The sequence below is a fragment of the Protofrankia sp. Cas8 genome (genome assembly GCF_963555845.1).
In the GTDB taxonomy this organism is placed as follows: Bacteria; Actinomycetota; Actinomycetes; order Frankiales; family Frankiaceae; genus Protofrankia.
Map to the genome: position 1 here is coordinate 56282 of NZ_CAUVXI010000005.1, position 16687 is coordinate 72968.

At 69.0% G+C, this 16687-nt stretch carries 19 protein-coding genes; 10 read left to right on the top strand and 9 right to left on the bottom strand.

From position 1 onward, the window contains the following. The 8 genes from U9977_RS02085 to pknB all read right to left on the bottom strand — a co-directional run. A partial coding sequence (locus U9977_RS02085; RefSeq protein ID WP_322747430.1) for an ABC transporter transmembrane domain-containing protein occupies nucleotides 1-408 on the bottom strand: 408 nt, incomplete at its 3' end. Next, nucleotides 405-842 (bottom strand): lasso peptide biosynthesis B2 protein, encoded by a 438-nt coding sequence (locus tag U9977_RS02090; RefSeq protein ID WP_322747431.1) that lies wholly within the window; start codon nucleotides 840-842, stop codon nucleotides 405-407. The genes U9977_RS02090 and U9977_RS02085, both read right to left, overlap by 4 nt. A gap of 65 nt (nucleotides 843-907) precedes the next feature. Continuing rightward, entirely contained in the window at nucleotides 908-1174 is a 267-nt protein-coding gene (locus U9977_RS02095) for a lasso peptide biosynthesis PqqD family chaperone (RefSeq protein WP_322747432.1), read from the bottom strand. Between the two features lie 19 nt (nucleotides 1175-1193). Next, nucleotides 1194-3044 (bottom strand): lasso peptide isopeptide bond-forming cyclase, encoded by a 1851-nt coding sequence (locus U9977_RS02100; protein ID WP_322747433.1) that lies wholly within the window; start codon nucleotides 3042-3044, stop codon nucleotides 1194-1196. Nucleotides 3045-3281: 237 nt separating this feature from the next. After that, a complete protein-coding gene (locus tag U9977_RS02105; protein ID WP_322747434.1) occupies nucleotides 3282-3446 on the bottom strand; it encodes a lasso RiPP family leader peptide-containing protein in 165 nt (54 codons plus the stop codon). 180 nt (nucleotides 3447-3626) lie between these two features. Further along, the gene (locus tag U9977_RS02110; RefSeq protein ID WP_322747435.1) at nucleotides 3627-4460 is read right to left on the bottom strand and encodes an AfsR/SARP family transcriptional regulator; all 834 of its coding nucleotides are present in this window, start codon (nucleotides 4458-4460) and stop codon (nucleotides 3627-3629) included. A 182-nt stretch (nucleotides 4461-4642) separates the two neighbouring features. Then, nucleotides 4643-6034: a DUF5667 domain-containing protein gene (locus U9977_RS02115; RefSeq protein WP_322747436.1), complete on the bottom strand. Its 1392-nt coding sequence runs from the start codon at nucleotides 6032-6034 to the stop codon at nucleotides 4643-4645. Between the two features lie 13 nt (nucleotides 6035-6047). Further along, nucleotides 6048-8003, bottom strand: coding sequence for a Stk1 family PASTA domain-containing Ser/Thr kinase (gene pknB / locus U9977_RS02120; protein ID WP_322747437.1), 1956 nt, complete (start codon nucleotides 8001-8003; stop codon nucleotides 6048-6050). 171 nt (nucleotides 8004-8174) lie between these two features. Here pknB and U9977_RS02125 point away from each other — a divergent pair, with 171 nt between their 5' ends. From U9977_RS02125 to U9977_RS02170, 10 genes are all read left to right on the top strand, one after another. Beyond that, a complete protein-coding gene (locus U9977_RS02125) occupies nucleotides 8175-9407 on the top strand; it encodes an NAD(P)/FAD-dependent oxidoreductase (RefSeq protein ID WP_322747449.1) in 1233 nt (410 codons plus the stop codon). Nucleotides 9408-9598: 191 nt separating this feature from the next. Then, on the top strand, nucleotides 9599-11200 hold the full coding sequence (locus tag U9977_RS02130; protein ID WP_322747438.1) for a Gfo/Idh/MocA family oxidoreductase: 1602 nt from the start codon (nucleotides 9599-9601) through the stop codon (nucleotides 11198-11200). A gap of 32 nt (nucleotides 11201-11232) precedes the next feature. Continuing rightward, nucleotides 11233-11556 (top strand): Rv2175c family DNA-binding protein, encoded by a 324-nt coding sequence (locus U9977_RS02135; protein WP_322747450.1) that lies wholly within the window; start codon nucleotides 11233-11235, stop codon nucleotides 11554-11556. A 46-nt stretch (nucleotides 11557-11602) separates the two neighbouring features. Next, nucleotides 11603-12307 (top strand): thiamine phosphate synthase, encoded by a 705-nt coding sequence (gene thiE / locus U9977_RS02140; RefSeq protein ID WP_322747439.1) that lies wholly within the window; start codon nucleotides 11603-11605, stop codon nucleotides 12305-12307. A gap of 10 nt (nucleotides 12308-12317) precedes the next feature. Beyond that, the gene (locus tag U9977_RS02145; protein ID WP_322747440.1) at nucleotides 12318-12722 is read left to right on the top strand and encodes a lycopene cyclase domain-containing protein; all 405 of its coding nucleotides are present in this window, start codon (nucleotides 12318-12320) and stop codon (nucleotides 12720-12722) included. After that, nucleotides 12719-13066, top strand: coding sequence for a lycopene cyclase domain-containing protein (locus U9977_RS02150; protein WP_322747441.1), 348 nt, complete (start codon nucleotides 12719-12721; stop codon nucleotides 13064-13066). Before U9977_RS02145 ends, U9977_RS02150 begins: the two co-directional genes overlap by 4 nt. 61 nt (nucleotides 13067-13127) lie before the next feature. Next, complete coding sequence (locus U9977_RS02155; RefSeq protein WP_322747442.1) at nucleotides 13128-13547, top strand: TOBE domain-containing protein; 420 nt, start codon at nucleotides 13128-13130, stop codon at nucleotides 13545-13547. A gap of 64 nt (nucleotides 13548-13611) precedes the next feature. Further along, on the top strand, nucleotides 13612-14433 hold the full coding sequence (gene modA / locus U9977_RS02160) for a molybdate ABC transporter substrate-binding protein (RefSeq protein ID WP_322747443.1): 822 nt from the start codon (nucleotides 13612-13614) through the stop codon (nucleotides 14431-14433). Further along, nucleotides 14430-15335: an ABC transporter permease gene (locus U9977_RS02165; protein ID WP_322747444.1), complete on the top strand. Its 906-nt coding sequence runs from the start codon at nucleotides 14430-14432 to the stop codon at nucleotides 15333-15335. The genes modA and U9977_RS02165 overlap by 4 nt, the downstream gene beginning before the upstream one ends. Next, complete coding sequence (locus tag U9977_RS02170) at nucleotides 15332-16408, top strand: ABC transporter ATP-binding protein (RefSeq protein WP_322747445.1); 1077 nt, start codon at nucleotides 15332-15334, stop codon at nucleotides 16406-16408. Before U9977_RS02165 ends, U9977_RS02170 begins: the two co-directional genes overlap by 4 nt. Before the next feature lie 126 nt (nucleotides 16409-16534). On the opposite strand, the gene U9977_RS02175 is transcribed toward U9977_RS02170, so the two are convergent. After that, complete coding sequence (locus U9977_RS02175; RefSeq protein ID WP_416210446.1) at nucleotides 16535-16624, bottom strand: WD40 repeat domain-containing protein; 90 nt, start codon at nucleotides 16622-16624, stop codon at nucleotides 16535-16537. Between the last annotated feature and the right edge of the window lie 63 nt (nucleotides 16625-16687).

Here is a 16687-nt window from a genome sequence, read left to right on the forward strand (position 1 = left end):
GGCGCGCGAGATCAGGTCACCCATCCGCTGCCGGTCGTAGATTCCGATGCGCAGCCGCAGCAGGTGACCGATCAGGCGTGTCCGCAGGCCGAACAGAATCTGCTGGCCGGTGCGCCCCAACAGGTAGTTCCCACAGCTGTCGATCAATGCCTGGCCGGCGAACAACACGAAAAGCAGCGCGACCATCCAGGTGGGGATCCCGCCAGCCTGTGCGGCGTCGATCACGTTTTTCACCAGGAGCGGCTGCGCAATTCCGAGAACAGTTCCGATCAGGGTTAGCCCGGTCGCGATGCCGATGGGTCGACCGTGCCCGCGCAGCAGGCGCCACAAGTCACCGATCGGCCATTTGCGACCCTCGGGAACCGCTGGAAGCGGCTCCGTCGCGATACCCCGGGATGCGTCGCTCATGGCACCGGGACGCCTTTGGGAGGAACGGCGACCAGCGGCCGGAAGTAGCCGGTCGGTTCCCGCTCGCCCACCATGATGCCTTCCGCCTCCACCCAAGCGTGCGCCGCGAACGGAGCGACCCTGCGAATGCCGACGCACCACGTCGGCCACACTCCTGACGCCCGGCAGAGCAGCGCGGTGGCAACAGACCGGGGAACACAGCCCTGCGCGCCCCGGCACAGGATGCTCACCGTCATAACGGCCTCCCGTGCGGCCAGCGTCTGCTCGTAGTCGGCCGGCCGAGCGCCGTGCTGCAGCCAGGTCAGGACGGAACGGATCCGGCCGGGCGGCTGGGTGGCCAGAAGCCTGGCGGCCACGACCGCGGCGATCGCCAGTGGCCGTCGGCGCAGCGGCAGTTCTCCTCCTCGACGGGGCAACGACATGGGTGTGCTCATCGGGCGGCACCTTCCTCGTGAACGTGCTCCGCTCGGCGTGCGACGACGGACGGGGGTTGCTCCCGTCAGCGGGCGCTGTCGGTGGCGATCAACCCGGCCGTGTCGAGTTGGGCCAGCAGGGTCTGTATGTCCCGGTTCGCGGTGGTGACATCCACCTCGTAACTGTTGACCACAGCGTCGGCTGCTTGCGCGGTGCTGCCGCCGTCGAGCAGTAGCCGCAGGACAAGTGCCCCGATCGGGTTGAGTGTCCAGTAACGACCGCTGCGTTCATCCAGGAGCCCGATCCCATAGTCGGTTTCCGCGTGGACGACGCCTTTGCGTAGCACCAGCATCTATTCTCCCACGGAGTCCTTACGCCTGAGTAGGCTGCGCCTTCACGGTCCGGTCGCCGGCGAGTACCCGCAACCACATCTCACAAGCGAAGGTCTGCTGAAGGGGCTCGTGAGCCAGCGAAGGCCCGTGGGAGTACCGACAGCCGGCCCGTAGTTTCTCGGCGTCGACCAGTCCGAGAGCGGCAAGCATCGAGTCCTCGGACAATGCCAGCAGCCAGTCACGGTTGGCAGACAGCCCTGCTTCTTCCTCGGTCGATCCTTCCGCTTTTGTGACGCGCCCCAGCGAGACCGCTGGCACGATTCCGTGCATAGCCTCCTTGAGTAGCGGCTTGTACTCCCAGGGGGTGGACCGTTCTTCCGGACGTACCATGAGGGACGCCTCGATGACCCGGTCGTCGAGGAAGGGCGCGGCGATCGGGATGCGGCTGGGCGCGGCGAGCTGGGAGAACAGGCGAACGGCTCCGGCCCCGGAGCGGATGGACAGGATGTCACAGTGCTGGTCACGGGTGCCAGCCAGCGGGCGGGCCGATCCCAGGACCGCGTCGAACGCCTCACGCACCAGGCAGACGCCGTCCGCGGTCACCCACGGCGCCAGCCGTGGCGCAGCGGCCCAGTCCAGGTCGGGCAGCGGTTGCCTCCGCCCGGAACCGGTCACCTGCGCGGCCACGTCGGACAGAGCGGCGTGGTACGAGCGCGGGCGCAGCATCATCCACAGGCTTGCCGGCAATGGCCATCGGTTGTGGGCCCGCAAGCCGCGGAGCCGGTCGACGGCGGTCCACGGGCGGCGGCGGACCAGCGTGTACAGGTAGTTCGGCGCTCCCTCGAGGACCTCGTCACCACCGAGTCCGGTCAGGTGCACCCGGGGTTGGTACGGGGCCAGCCGGTGGAATCCGGCGAGCATCTTCGCCCGGTCGATAATCCCGATGAAGGGCCTGTCCAACTGTTCGTCGGTGGTCGCGATTCCGTCATAGACAAGTGGAAGATCTTCACGTGGCAGGATCTCGTGTACTGCCGTCGGCAGGTTCTCGATGGCGAGAGCAGCCCACTCCGCGTCGTCGTCCCCCGGGTCCCGTCCGATTCCGGTGTAGGCGACGAGAGCGATCGGATGCCGAGCGGCGAGAAAGCACAACGAGGTCGAGTCGAGTCCGCCGGACAGGTCGCTGCTCACAGTGCCACCCATACAGGCGCGGACGCCTACGGCCTCGGTGAGTGCATGCCGTAGCAGCCGTGCGCCCTGCGCCAACGGAAGTACAGGATCGGGTTGTCGCCACCAACGAATCCGGCTTGGCCGCCCGTTTCCGGCAACCAGGAGGAAATGATCCGACGGTACCGCTTCGATGTTTCGCCACATCGGCTGGTCGTCCAACGGGTACGGCGCTATCGGGTCGAGGAGCGCCAGTGCAACGGCGTGCATGTCCAACTCGCCACCGGTGACAGCGGCCAGTACATCGGCCCGGTCCGCGGCGATCACCTGGTCGTCGACCACGACGTAGAAGACCCGCCGTGTACCTGACGCGGTGCCCTGGACACGGCGACGGCCGTCGATCTCGGCGATGATGTGGAAGCTTCCTGGCAACGAGCAGGCCAAGGTGCCGAGCGAGGCCACATCCCGGGTGCGTTCGAGAACGCGCGTGAGGTAGGCGGCGTCGACCGGGCAACATCCTATCAGCGTTATCCGGGACCGTCCCGTGACCGCTGTAACGATCCCATCCCGGGGCCAGTCGCCCAACAGCCATGGCCGGCCGGAATCGTAGCGGACCGACTCGGTGGCATGGTCGGTGATCTCGGCGGCGACCGCGGCAGCGACACCAGAGTCCGGTAGCACCACGAACCACGGGGTTCCGGTGGGCAGCGTAGGAAATCCGGTCATCTCGTCAGGGCCCCGTTCCTTCTCGGCGGTCGGTAGTCAGTACCCCGATACATCAGTACCCCGATACCCCGATGAGTGGGCGGGTGGCGGCAGCTGTAGGGCCACCACCACCCGCCCCGTTCGGCTCACGGCCTGTCAGGTGATTGCTGCCGGGTGTGGGCGGAAATCCAGACTTCTCCTACCCGACACCCACGCGTCCTACCCGACACCCACGCGACACGTGAGGAGTCGATCCGGCTACTTACCTCCGAACCTGCCTCGGCGTCCCTCAAATTCGCCAAAGTCGCGGAAGCCGCGGCGCCGGCCGAAGAAGTCACGCCCGTGTCCCCAGTAGTGGCCACCGGTGATCGTGGCGAAGGCGCCGGCCTCGTGCAGAGCAGGCGCCTCGTAGGAAGCCTTCATGGATCCCTCCCGTTGAAGTCTGTGGTTGTCTGGTCGCCGGACGATCTGATCTTTTCCGACTGGGCCGATCGCTGATCGGGACCAGTATCTTGTCTACGTTCCGTGTCCGGCTGGTGTTAACTGTTCCACCGAGAGGTTCAATTTTGGTTCAGCCTGCATACATCCGCCGATTGATGCGCCTCATCGGTACCCGCACTGATCGGACGGTAGGCCCGGGTTGGTGGCGTTGTCGGCCACCAGCGTCTCGTTGTCGGCCGAAAGGATCTGATGATGAAGCCGCCGTAGGTCGGCACCAGGCTCTATTCCAAGATCGTTTGCAAGACGGTCGTACACGGTCCGGTAGGCGGACAGGGCTTCGGCTCGACGGCCCGAACGGTCCAGTGCGACCAGGAGCTGACCCCAGAGGCGTTCCCGGAGTGGATATTCCACAATTAGTGCACGCAGCGTGGGTAGGATGATCTCAGGTTGGCCCAGGGCGAGGCGGGCATCCATCAGGTCCTCCCAGACTGCCCAGCGCTGTTCCTCAAGCCGGGCGGTCTCGGCGAGCGCGATGTCCGCGGGCAATTCTTCGAAGGGTTGACCACGCCATAGCTTCAGAGCTTCCTCGAAGTATTCAATGGCTTTCTCGCGGGTGCCGGAACGCAATGTTTCCCGACCCCTGTCCGCCATCCTCCCGAATATGGAGAAGTCCATTTCTTCGGGCAATACGTTGATGCGGTACCCGCCTCTTTTGCTTTCAATTCTGCCGAATGGATCCCGGCTGGGTGGCAGCGCATGACGCAACTGGGAGACATAGGTCTTGATGTTTCCGGAGGCGGAACGAGGTGGCTCGTCCTCCCAGAGAGAGGAGCAAATCCGGTCAACGCCGACCCAGGTGTTGGAGTTCAGCAGCAGCAAGGAAAGCAGTACCCGTGGTTTGCCCTGATGAATATCTACGGGCTCGCCGTCCGGATTGTATACTTCCAGTGATCCTAGTATGCGAAAAAGAGCTTTCCCGCTCAGGGTATCACCCATACGCCTTGCGGTACCCGGTCGACAGCCGGGTTAAGCCCGGCTATCGCGGTCGGGTATCGCAGGTGGCACGTATTATCTGGAAATGTTATTCGAAACTCCTGTTAATATTGGAAAGTCGTGCGAATGAAGAACATGTCGATCGTTTGTCAACCAGCGGCCTTGGATTGTGAGGCCCGGAGGTGTCAGCCGGAGTCGGTGGGGTTCAACAGGTTCGCCACGATGCCGTCAGGGTCGGGACCGGTCCCGGTGGGCGGTGTGCTCGGTGTCGTCGACGTCCCGATTGTCGGCGTTGTCGCCGCCGGCGTGGGGCTGGCGGTGGGGGCGTGTGCGTTCCCCGGGCGCCCGGGGGTGCTCGGAGCGGGGCCCGCGCTCGGCGGAACGTCAGCGGTGGCCGGGCCCGATGCGGTGGGCTCGGTGGGAGGACCCGCGCTGGGAGCCGGCGCGGCGGAGGGGTTCACCGGCAGCGCCACGGTCGGGTCCCCGACGACCGGTTCCCGCGTGGGTGCATGGTCCACCGGGGTCGAAACGGCGGCCGGAGCGCCCGCCCGCGACGGTGGCGTGAACCCGGCGGCGGTGAGGGTGTCGTCCACACCGTGCACGTAGTCGAGGGCGTCGGATGCCATCGTGCGCAGCTGACCACCGGGCAGGCCGTCGAGCAGGGTCCGCAGATCCCGGGTCTGGTCGGCGGTGAAATCCCGGACCGCGCGCAGTGCGTCGTCGCTGCCGTTGCGAGCCTCGGCGACCAGCACGTCCCCGCCGGCCGCCGCCTCGTTGCGCCAGGCTGCCAGAAGACCGCGAATCTCGGTGGTCTTCGTCGGAAGCCGTCCGTCGTCCATGAGAGTCTGGATCTCACCCAGCCTGGTCCGGGCGATGTCGAGGTGGACCTTGGCCTTTTCGACACGGTTGCTGGTGAGATCAAGCTGGATCTGCTCGACCCGGAGCTTGAGCCCGTAGAAGGGTTCACCGGGAACCGCCCGATGAGCGTTGACCGCGATACCCGTCACCAGGACCGACGTGGCAAGGGCGCCGATCAGAGCCGGGCGGGCACCGACCCACGCGCGCGAGCCGCGCCCGGGTGCCCTTTCCTCGCCGGTCAGGCGTTCGTTGGTCAGACGTTCGTTGGTCAGATGTTTGCCGTTGACGGTTTCGGTGGCTGGGAGCTCGCGGTTGCGGAGCTCGCGGTTGTGGAGCTCGCTGGCCGGGGGTTCGGCGAGCAGATGGGCGCGCAGGGACGCGCGGAACTCCTCGCGCGGCGACACCTGTTCACAGGCTCGCAGCGCGGTGACGACGTCCAGCCTGGTGCGGTCGCGCATGCCCACGACAGGCAGCCGACCGTCGATCAACCGGTCAAGGCGTTCCGCTCGTCGCCTGGTGAGTGATACTCCCATGGCGTCCCCCCCGTTCCCCCTGTACGGTGCGCAGCCCAGGCGCTGGTCGGCACCCGCATACACCGTCCGCTCCCATGGTGACGGGGAACACCCCGCGCGGGCACGTATCTCGCCCTCGCCGTCCACGGTGATTCGTCCGGACGGTTTGATCCGGCCGGCACGGAATCCACCCTGAACGATCGCCACATCATCATTTGATCTATCCCACCGTGAGGGTCACCTTGGTGCCCTGTTGGACCTGGCTTCCGGCGGGCGGGTTCATGCTCTTGACGGTGTCGCCGAAGAAGGCGATACCATCACGTTCGGCCTTCAGCCCGGCGTGTTGCAGTACTCGCGCGGCGGCCTGGTACTTGAGGCCGACAACATCGGGAACGTCGACCAGCTGACCGCTGCCGTCCCCGCCGTTGCCCCCTCCACCTGTGTCGGGCGGCCCCTTGGAGACGAACAGGGTGACCGCCGAGCCGCGGTTGACCTGCTGCCCGGGGTCGGGGGAGGTGCGCACGACGCTGCCGGCGGCGACGGTGTCGTCGTTGATGTCCGCACGGTTGACGGTGAGACCGAGTGCCTGGAGCTGGCTGCGGGCCTGTTCGAACGTCAGCTGGATCACGTACGGCATGATGACGGTGGCCGGGCCGGTACTGACGATCAGCGTCACCGCGGTGCCCTGGGCGAGCTCGGTGCCCGCGGCCGGGTCCGTTCTGATCACGTTACCGGCCGCGATCGCGGCGTTGGCTTCCTGGCGTGGGGTAGGCGTCACGTTGAGCTGTTGGCGGGTGAGCCTGCTCTGGGCTTCGGTCACCGACAGGGTGGCGACGTCGGGCACGTGGACCTTCGCCTTGCCCAGGCTGAGGCGTACCCGCACCGTGCTGCCGGGCTTCACCTCGGCGGTGCTGGCCGGATTCTGCTCCATGACCCGGCCCTCGGTGAACGTGTCGCTGGTGGCGGCATCATCGAAGACCACGGCCAGCCCGGCCTCGGTGAGCGTCCGTTCCGCCGTGGCCCGGTCGAGACCAACCAGCGGGGGGACCCGTACCGTGCCCGGCCCGGACAGCGCCCTTGCCCCGGCGAACACTGCGACCAGGGCGATGAGCGTGACAACGGCTATCGCCACGAGCCTGCCGACCGACCATCGCGACCGTCGCCGGTAGTGCGGCGCGAGACCGTGCAGGTCCCCCCCGCCACGTTCGTAGCCGGTGGTCGCCCGGGAGCCGTCGACCGCAGCCAGCCCCGGGTGGGTGCCGTCGGGGTAGCGGTCGGGGTAGCCGTCGGACGGGGCTGGCTCCTGGCCGGGCTCCGGTAGGTACGCCGCGAGCTCGCGCAGCTCGTCCAGCATGGCGGCGCCGTCGGCGGGCCGCCGGTTCGGGTCGCGTGCGGTGGCGCGGAGCACGAGCGTGTCCAGCGCGGCGGGGATGCCCGGAACGGCTGCGGACGGCGCGGGAACATCGCCGTGCACGGACTGGTAGGCAAGCGACATCGGGGTGCTGCCGCTGTGGGGCAACTGCCCGGTCAGCATCTCGTACAGCACGACTCCGGCGGCGTAGATGTCGCTGCGGGTGTCGGCCGAGCCGTCGCTGACCTGCTCGGGTGCGAGATAGCCGACGGTCCCCATCACGACACCTTGTGTCATGGCGTAGGTCGCCTGGTTGACGGGCCGGGCGAGCCCGAAGTCCGCGACCTTCACCTGGCCGTCGTTGCCCAGCAGGATGTTCTCCGGCTTGATGTCACGGTGTATGAGGCCGGCGTCGTGGGCGGCCGTGAGAGCTTCGAGGACCGGCTCGATGATCTCGACAGCCTCGGCCGGGGTCAGTCGACCGCGGTTGCCGATGTGCTGGCGCAGGGTCTGCCCCCGGACAAGCTCCATCACCAGATAGATGACATGCCCGTGGGGCCCGTTGTCACTGCCCTGATCGAGGATGGAGACCGCACGCGGGGTGTTCAGCCGCGCCGCGGCGGTGGCCTCTCGGTGGAAGCGCCGGACGAAGTCCTGATCGTGCGCGAAGGCGGGATGCATGACCTTGAGAGCGACCAGCCGGTCAAGCCGGTTGTCGTGCGCGACATAGACCGTCGCCATGCCGCCTACCGCGATGCGTTCCTGCGCGGTGTAGCGCCCGTCCAGTAACCGTCCGATGACGGGGTCTGTGACGGTCGCGTCCATATGGCACAGCTTACGATCGCGTGCTCCGGTCGCGGGCATCCGGTCGGATGGGGCCCGTTGTGATGCGCCGGTGGGGCCCGTTGTGATGCGCCGGCAGCTGTCATGCGCAGGCAGATCGAAACCGCGGGGAAACCTGCGCGGGGAAACGGGTGCCGGGCTACCCTCGCCGACATGGAGCGGATTGTCGTCGTGGGCGCGGGACTCGCCGGAGGCCGGACCTGCCAGGAGCTGCGGGCTGGCGGGTATACCGGGACGCTGACCCTGCTCGGTGCCGAGGACCACCTCCCGTACGACCGACCGCCACTGTCAAAGGCCGTGCTCGCCGGACGCAGGGACGACACCACGTTGCCTGTTGACCTGGGCGATGTCGAGCTGCTTCTCGGCCGTCGCGCCACCGGGCTGCGGCCGGGGGCCCTCGACACCGATCGTGGTCCGCTCGATTTCGACGGCCTGGTCATCGCCACCGGTGCCGATCCGGTGCGGCTGCCCGGTGACGGGCGCCAGCGGGTACTGCGCACCATCGACGATGCCCGCGCGTTACGGGAGGTCCTGCGTCCGGGTCTGCGGCTCGCGGTGGTCGGGGCGGGCTGGATCGGCGCGGAGGTGGCTACGGCCGCCGCGGCCGCCGGTGCGGCGGTGACCGTCGTCGAGGCTGCGGACGTCCCGTTGGCGCAGGCGCTCGGGGACGAGGTCGGCTCCCGTATGATCGACTGGTATGCCCAGGCCGGCGTGACGTTGCGGCTGGACACCGAGGTCCACGCCGTCCAGCCGGACGGGCTTGCACTCGTCGGCGGCGAGCACCTGCTCGCAGACGAGATCGTGGTTGGCGTCGGGGTTCGGCCGGCCACCGGTTGGCTCGTCGGTTGCGGGCTCGCGCTCGACCGTGGGGTCGTCGTGGACGAACACCTTGCCGCGGACTGGTCCACACCGGTTGTCTGCGTCGGCGACAGCGCCGCATGGTGGTCGCTGCGCTACTCGACACGGATGCGGGTCGAACACTGGGACTGTGCCCAGCAGTCACCGGTTGTCGCCGCGGCCACCCTGCTGCGTGCAGACGCGACTACACCGTTGCGTGCAGACGCGACTACACCGTTGCGTGCAGACGCGGGTACCCCTCCGGAGGACGTCGCGGTCTATGACCCGGTGCCCTATTTCTGGTCCGACCAGTTCGATCGAATGATCCAATTTGCGGGTCGCCGCCCGGCCGACGCGAAGCCGGTGTGGCGTGGCGACCCGAGCCAGCCCAAGGGCTGGTCGGCGGGCTGGTTCGACGATGCCGGCCAGCTGGCGGCTGTGGTCGCCGTCGGGCGACCGGCCGATGTCGTGCGTGGCCGGCGCCTGATGGTCGCCGGTGCCACGATCGACCCGACCCGGTTCGCGGACGCGTCGACACCGTTGGGCTGATCCGGCCTTCGGCCGGGGCTTAGAGCGCCCGGCAATAGGGGCCGCGCGTAGGCGAACATGCGCGGGTAGGAACATGATTGCGCGGCTGTTGGCCCGATGGGCGGGCAGCGACCGGTATGGTCATGAGTCATCGGTGTTTCGGGACGAGACCCCCGTCGGGATGCCGCCCGGGCGATTACTACAGTTCCTGCGTGCCCCGCATTCACCTGGTCTCGAACCTGCCCGGCGCGAGCGTTCTCGGCGACCACCTGCGGGGCGCTGGGCTCGGGCCCACCTCCGCGAGATCCGCCGACGCCCTCCTCGTGCTCATCGATCGGCCGCTCGACGGGGTCGAACAGGACGTGTTGGATCGCGCGCGCCAGTCCGTCCCCGTGCTGCTCGCCGGCCCCACCCTGCGGTCGCTGCCACCTGACAGTCCGCTGGTCGAGGCGTCGGGGCTGCTTCCCGGGCGAGTGATCCCGGCTCACGAGCTCAGCCTGATTCCCGGCCCGGACGGCGGTGACTTCACCGCCCGTATCGGCGACTTCCGCCCGGTCGACCAGTGGGTCATACCTGACAAGATTGTCGACGACGTGCAGCAGTTGCTGATGGTTCGCCACGAGTTGGCCGATCATGCGGTGTGCACCTGGCGTCCGTCCACGGGGCTGGGCATGTTCACCCTCGGCTCGGGCGGCCGGGTGCTGGCTGATCCGGCATACCATCGGCTGATCGGGCGGTGGCTACGCCACGCCCTCGGGGTCCTTGATGCGCCGCCGGTGCGGGTGGGGCTGCTCGGCACGGCCGACTCCGCCGCCGCCCACCACATGGCCGTCGAGGCGACCGAAGGCCTGGAGATGACCGCTGTCTGTGACGGTGGGTCCCGTCCGTCGGGTCGTGGTGGCGACCGCGGTGCCCGCCGGATCGCCAATCCAGCTGAGTTGGTGGCCGACCCGGAGGTGGGTCTGGTGATCATTGCCACGCCGACCCACACCCATGCCGAGTGGGCCATGCGGGCGCTGGATGCCGGAAAGCATGTCGTCGTCGAACAGCCCTTCTGCCTGGCCACCCAGGAGGCTGACGATCTCATCTCCGCCGCGGCCGAGCGCGGCCTCGTCCTGGCCGTGCACCCCGACCAGCGCGACGATCCCGGCTGCCGGGCACTGCGGGCCGCGGTCAGGTCGGGCGCTGTCGGCGACGTGCTGTGGCTGGAGACGTTCCAGGGTGCGTTCGCGCGTCCCGCCGGAACCTGGCATGACGACGTCAGGGTGAGCGGAGGCGTCATCTACGATCGCGGGTTCGCCCATCTGGACTTGATTCTCGACCTGCTGACCGAACCCGTCGAGTGGGTGTCGGCATCCGCCCACAAGCGGGTCTGGCACCACGTCAGCAACGCCGACCATATCCGGATCCTGCTCCACTTCGCCGACGGTGCCGAAGCGCAGGTCACGATCTCCGACATCGCCGCGGTGGCGTGGCCGAGGTTGCATGCCATGGGCGCTACCGGCTCGATCGTCAGCGAGGTCATGACGGAGTCGGCGGGGCCGGCGGGGCCGGGCTCGCGATCCGGGCGGCATTCCGAGCGCACGCCCGAGGCCTTCCCCGCCCCGTTGAACCTGGTCACCGGGGACGGGAACCGGACCCGCCTGGCGTTTCCGCCACCGGCTACCTCGGGCTTCCACAGCGAGCTGGCGGACCGCCTGGTCTCGGGCTGGCCGATGCCGTATCCGGTGGAGGCGGCCCGGCGGGTGGTCGCTGTGATGGAGGCGGCCACCCGATCGGTGGCCGCAGGCGCGGCCCCCGTCACCCCGGCGTGACCAAGAGCCGTTGCCCGGTGTTTACTTTGACCGTGGATTGGCTGACACTGCCCGATGTCGCTGACATGCTCGGGCTGCCCATCACGCGGGTACGACAGCTGGTGGGAGACCGCAAGCTGCTCGCCGTACGCTCAGCGGGCGTCCTGCGGGTGCCCGCTGAGTTCATCGTGGATGGAGCGATCGTCAAAGGTCTTCCCGGCCTGCTGACGGTGCTGACGGACGCGGGGTTTTCCGACGAGGAGGCGATCGACTGGCTCTTCCGGGAAGACCCGACCCTGCCCGGTACCCCCGTGCGGGCGCTGGCGGAAAACCGTGGCCGGGAAGTCAAACGCCGGGCCCAGGCCCTGGCCTTTTAGAGCGCCCCGCCGCACACAGGGTCATGGCACACATAGGGTCATGGCTATGGTGCGGTCTTCTGGTGATCTGACCTCGCAGGTACCGTCGCCGACGGTGCCGGTGCCGGTGCGGCAGGCGCGGCTCGCCGATGCTCGGCTCTACCTGTGCACCGGGCGTCAGCCGGCGTTCCCCAGGTTTGTCGACGACGTTCTCGCCGGCGGTGTGGACATCGTCCAGCTCCGGGAAAAGGGCCTGGAATGGCAGCCCGAGGCCGACCTGCTCGCCGTGATGCGGGAGATCGCCCAGCGGCGTGCGGCGCTGGTGAGTGCCAACGATCGTGCCGATCTCGCCGCCTTCACCGGCGTGGACGTGTTGCATGTGGGGCAGTGCGACATCCCACCCCGGCTCGCCCGGACGCTGCTCGGCCCGGACGTGCTGATCGGGCGGTCCACCCATGATCCCGAACAGCTCACCGCCGCGATCGAGGATCCCGACGTGGACTACTTCTGCGTCGGGCCGGTGTGGGCGACGCCCACCAAACAAGGGCGCGCCCCGGTCGGGCTGGAGCTGCCGCGTCTGGCCGCTCGGCTTGCCCCGCCGTTCGCATCCGGGGTCAAGCCGTGGTTCGTCACCGGCGGGGTGGACGCGACAACGCTCGACGAGATCCTCGACACCGGCGCCCGGCGGGTGGTCGTCGTCCGGGGCATCACCGGGGCATCGGACCCGGGTGCCGCCGCGGCGGGCCTGACCGGCCGGCTCCGCGCGGCCTGACCTGAGCGCGGTGCGGCACCTGACGTACCTCGCGGTCCTCGCGGCCTGTCTGATCGGCACCGCGCCGCTAGAGGTGATCTTTCGTACCCGGGTCTACGCGCGGCCGGTGCGGTTGTTGTTGACGTTGCTGCCGGTGGGCGTCGTGTTCACCGGTTGGGATGCCTATGCGATCTCGCACCGGCACTGGGGCTATGACCGCGCCCAGATGTCCGGGGTGCGCCCGGTCGGCGGGCTGCCGCTGGAGGAGCTGCTGTTCTTTCTGGTGGTGCCGGTCTGCGCGGTCCTGACGCTGGAAGCCGTCCGTGCGGTCAAGGGCTGGCCGGTCGGTGACGAGCCGGCGGGGGACGAGCCGGTGCGTGACGAGCCGGCGGGTGACATCCCCGCAGGTGACATGCCCGCGGATGACAACCCGTGAGCTATACCGCGCTTGCGGCCGTCGGCGTCGCCGCCACCGTGTTCCTCGATCTCGCGGTGCTGCGGACCAGAGTGCTTGTCCGTAAGGCGTTCTGGGTTGCCTATGCCATCATCATCGTCTTCCAGTTGATCACGAACGGTGTCCTGACCGGCCTGGCGATCGTCACCTACGATCCCCGCGCGATTCTCGGCCCCCGGTTCGTGTACGCCCCGGTCGAGGATCTGCTGTTCGGGTTCGCCCTGGTCACCCAGACGCTGTCCTGGTGGGTCTACTGGGGGCGCCGCCTGGATGGAGCGAAGCCGGCGCGTTCTCGTTCCGATGGTCAACCAGGTGGGTCCAGCTGAATCGTACGTTCGGTTGTTTGTCCCGAAGACAGTCCGCAGACGCGTCGGCTATGGTGCATCTGTGACGACTTTGCGGATCTCGGATGTGGCCGGCCTGCTGGGTGTCAGTGACGACACGGTGCGACGGTGGGCGGACGCCGGCAAACTGCCGCTGGTCCGCGACGACAGCGGCCGCCAAGCCGTCGAGGGCGCGGCGCTGGCCCGGTTCAGCCAGGAGCTGGCGGCGTCGGTGGACCGGCCGCCGGCGGTCGACGCCGCGGTGGTGGGTGAGTCGGCCCGTAACCGGTTCCCCGGGATCGTGACCCGCGTGGTGCGGGACGGGGTGATGGCGCAGGTTGAGATCCAGGCCGGTCCGCACCGGATCGTGTCGTTGATGAGCCGGGAGTCCGCCGACGAGCTCGGTCTGGAGCCCGGCGTGATCGCCGTGGCGTCGGTGAAGTCGACGAATGTGGTGATGGAACTTCCTCAGCAGCGTCGCTGAACCGCCTGTCGCGCCGGCGCGTCCGTGCCGGCGGAGGTCCGCTGTTTTCCGTTGAGGGGGATACGTGGGAACGCGATCGAAATTCTGGGCGCTGTGTGCGCTGGTGTGTACGGTTCTGGTGGGATGTGGTTCGAGTACGACCAGTTCTAACGCGACCGCCCCGCCGTCGACCGCCCCGCCGTCGACGGCGCCGGCGGGGACACCTGCGCTGACCGGGACGGTGACGGTGTTCGCGGCATCGTCGCTGACCGAGTCGTTCACCGAGCTGGGCAAGCAGTTCGAGGCGGCGCATCCCGGGGTGAGCGTGAAGTTCAACTTCGGAGCGAGCTCGACGCTGGCGACCCAGCTCACTCAGGGTGCGCCCGCGGACGTGTTCGCCTCGGCCAGCGCGACGAACATGGCAGCCGTTGTGACCGCCGGGCAGGCGGCCAACCCGACGACGTTCGCGAAGAACTCGATGGAGATCGTGACCCCGCCGAACAACCCGGCGAACATCGCGGCCGTCGCCGACCTGGCGAAGCCGGGGGTGAAGGTCGCGCTGTGTCAGGCGCAGGTCCCGTGCGGGGTGACCGCCGCGAAGGTCTTCGCCAACGCGGGTGTCACGGTCACGGCGACGACCTACGGCGCGGACGTGAAGGCGGTCCTGACCACGGTCGAACTCGGTGAGGTCGACGCCGGCATGGTGTATGTCACCGACGCGCAGGCCGCGGCCGCGAAGGTGAAGGCGATCGCGATCCCCGCGGCGCAGAACGCCTCCACGGCCTATCCGATCGCTGCCCTGACCAAGGCGCCGAACCCGGCCGGGGCAGCGGCGTTCGAGGCGTTCGTGTTGTCGCCCAGCGGGCAGACGGTGCTGGCCAAGGCCGGGTTCTCGCCCGGTTCGTGAGCCATCTCCCGCTCCTGGGTCGTGTCCTGGGTCGTGCGGACCGGCAGCGTTCGGGCTCCCCCGTCCCCGTCCACGTCCGCGCCCGCGTCCGGCCGGGTGAGCGGTCCGGGGGCGGCGGCCGGGTGCCGGTTCCGTTGGCGGTCGCCGGCGCTGTCGCGATCGGCTTCCTGCTGCTGCCGCTGGCCGGCCTCCTCCTGCGGGCACCGTGGCGCAGCCTGCCCGCGCTGCTGGTCACCCCGGCGGTGGGGGAGGCGTTGCGACTGTCGTTGATCACCTCGACGATCGCGACCGTGCTGTCGTTGCTGGTCGGCGTGCCGCTGGCCTGGCTGCTGGCCCGCGCGAGCTTTCCCGGCCGGGGCCTGCTGCGTGCGGCGGTGACGGTGCCGTTGGTGCTGCCGCCGGTGGTCGGTGGGGTGGCGTTGCTGCTTGCGTTCGGCCGGCGCGGGATCGTCGGCCGCCATCTGGACGCCTGGTTCGGCATCACCCTGCCGTTCACCACCGCTGGTGTGGTGATGGCGGAGGCGTTCGTGGCGATGCCGTTTCTGATCGTGACGGTGGAGGGGGCGTTGCGATCGACCGACCGCCGCTTCGAGGACGCCGCCGCCACCCTCGGGGCCAGCCCGTGGGTGACCTTCCACCGGGTCACCCTCCCGATGATCGCGCCGTCGCTCGGTGCGGGCGCGGTGCTGTGCTGGGCGCGCGCCCTCGGCGAGTTCGGCGCGACGATCACGTTTGCCGGTAACTATCCGGGGACGACCCAGACCATGCCGATCGCGGTCTATCTCGCGCTGGAGACCGACCCGGATGCGGCGATCGCCCTGTCCCTCGTTCTGCTCGCGGTGGCCGTGGGCGTTCTGCTGCTGTTGCGGGAACGCTGGCTGCGGCCGGGTAATGCACTGTGAGCGAGGCTGCCCTGCAGGCCCGGGTGCGGGTGGAGCGTACGAACGGTTTCACCCTTGAGGTCGCACTGACCGCAGCGGGCGGGAAGACGGTGGCCGTTCTCGGCCCGAACGGGTCGGGCAAGACGACGCTGCTACGGGTGCTCGCGGGCCTGCTGCCGATCGACGGGGGACGTGTCAGCCTCGGCGACGAGGTCGTGGACGACCCGGCTGCCGGGATCTTCGTCCCGGCGCAGCGGCGCGCGGTCGGGATGGTCTTCCAGGACTATCTGCTGTTCCCGCACTTGACCGCCCGGGACAACGTCGCCTTCGGTCCGCGTGCCCGCGGGATGTCCCGGGCCGCGGCCCGCGCCGCCGCCGGGCAGTGGCTGGCGACGTTTGGCCTGGCCGAGTTCGCCGACCGCCGCCCCGGTGTGCTCTCGGGCGGGCAGGCCCAGCGGGTGGCGTTGGCCCGAGCGCTCGCGGGCGGGCCGCGCCTGTTGCTGCTGGACGAGCCTCTCGCCGCCCTGGACGCGTCCACCCGGCTGGCCGTCCGGGCGGATCTTCGCAGGCACCTCACCGGTTTCGCGGGCCCGTCGGTGCTGGTGACCCACGATCCGATCGAAGCGATGGTGCTCGCCGACGAGATTGTGATCATCGAAGCGGGCCGGGTGGTACAGCAGGGGCCGCCGGCCGAGGTCGCCCGCCGGCCCCGGACCGACTATGTGGCCAGGCTCGTCGGGCTGAACCTCTACCGGGGGCAGGCCGACGCCGGCCGGGTGCGGTTGGTCGGCGGTGGTGTCCTGACCATCGCGGACACCGCGATCGGTGGGCCGGTGCTGGCCGCGTTGCGGCCCTCCGCCGTCGTCCTCGGGATCGAGGAGCCGCACGGCAGCGCCCGCAACACCCTCGCCGGCCGGATCGCCGGGCTGGAACTGCTGGGTGACCGGGCCCGGGTGGCGCTCGACACGATCCCCCCGCTGCTCGCCGACGTCACCCCGGCCGCCCTCGCCGAGCTGCGCCTGGAACCGGGCGTGACCGTGTGGGCGTCGTTCAAGGCAACCGACGTCGAAACCTACCCTCAACTCCAGGAGTAACCGGCCGGTCCGGAGCCGGCGCAGTTGCTTGCTGCTTCAGAATGCAAGCCTGACGGGATGTCTGGCGTGGATTCACGGGCGGCGAGAATCCGGGTTCCAGGTCGGTCCGGCCAGGGCTCGCCGGGGTCAGCGTGGCGACGCCCACAGCCGGACCGTGTTGTCGGCGCTGCCGGCGGCCAACATCGAGCCGTCCGGGGAGAAGGCCACCGAGGTCACGTAGGGGGTCTGGCTGGTTAACGGCTCGCCCAGCGGTCGGGGGGGGGGCCGTCCGGTTTGGAG

Coding starts and splice junctions, on each gene's coding strand:
- U9977_RS02110 (WP_322747435.1), bottom strand. CDS start 4,460: ATGGGTGATACCCTGAGCGGGAAAGCTCTTTTTCGCATACTAGGATCA.
- U9977_RS02105 (WP_322747434.1), bottom strand. CDS start 3,446: ATGAAGGCTTCCTACGAGGCGCCTGCTCTGCACGAGGCCGGCGCCTTC.
- U9977_RS02095 (WP_322747432.1), bottom strand. CDS start 1,174: ATGCTGGTGCTACGCAAAGGCGTCGTCCACGCGGAAACCGACTATGGG.
- thiE (WP_322747439.1), top strand. CDS start 11,603: ATGGTGCGGTCTTCTGGTGATCTGACCTCGCAGGTACCGTCGCCGACG.
- U9977_RS02100 (WP_322747433.1), bottom strand. CDS start 3,044: ATGACCGGATTTCCTACGCTGCCCACCGGAACCCCGTGGTTCGTGGTG.
- pknB (WP_322747437.1), bottom strand. CDS start 8,003: ATGGACGCGACCGTCACAGACCCCGTCATCGGACGGTTACTGGACGGG.
- U9977_RS02125 (WP_322747449.1), top strand. CDS start 8,175: ATGGAGCGGATTGTCGTCGTGGGCGCGGGACTCGCCGGAGGCCGGACC.
- U9977_RS02090 (WP_322747431.1), bottom strand. CDS start 842: ATGAGCACACCCATGTCGTTGCCCCGTCGAGGAGGAGAACTGCCGCTG.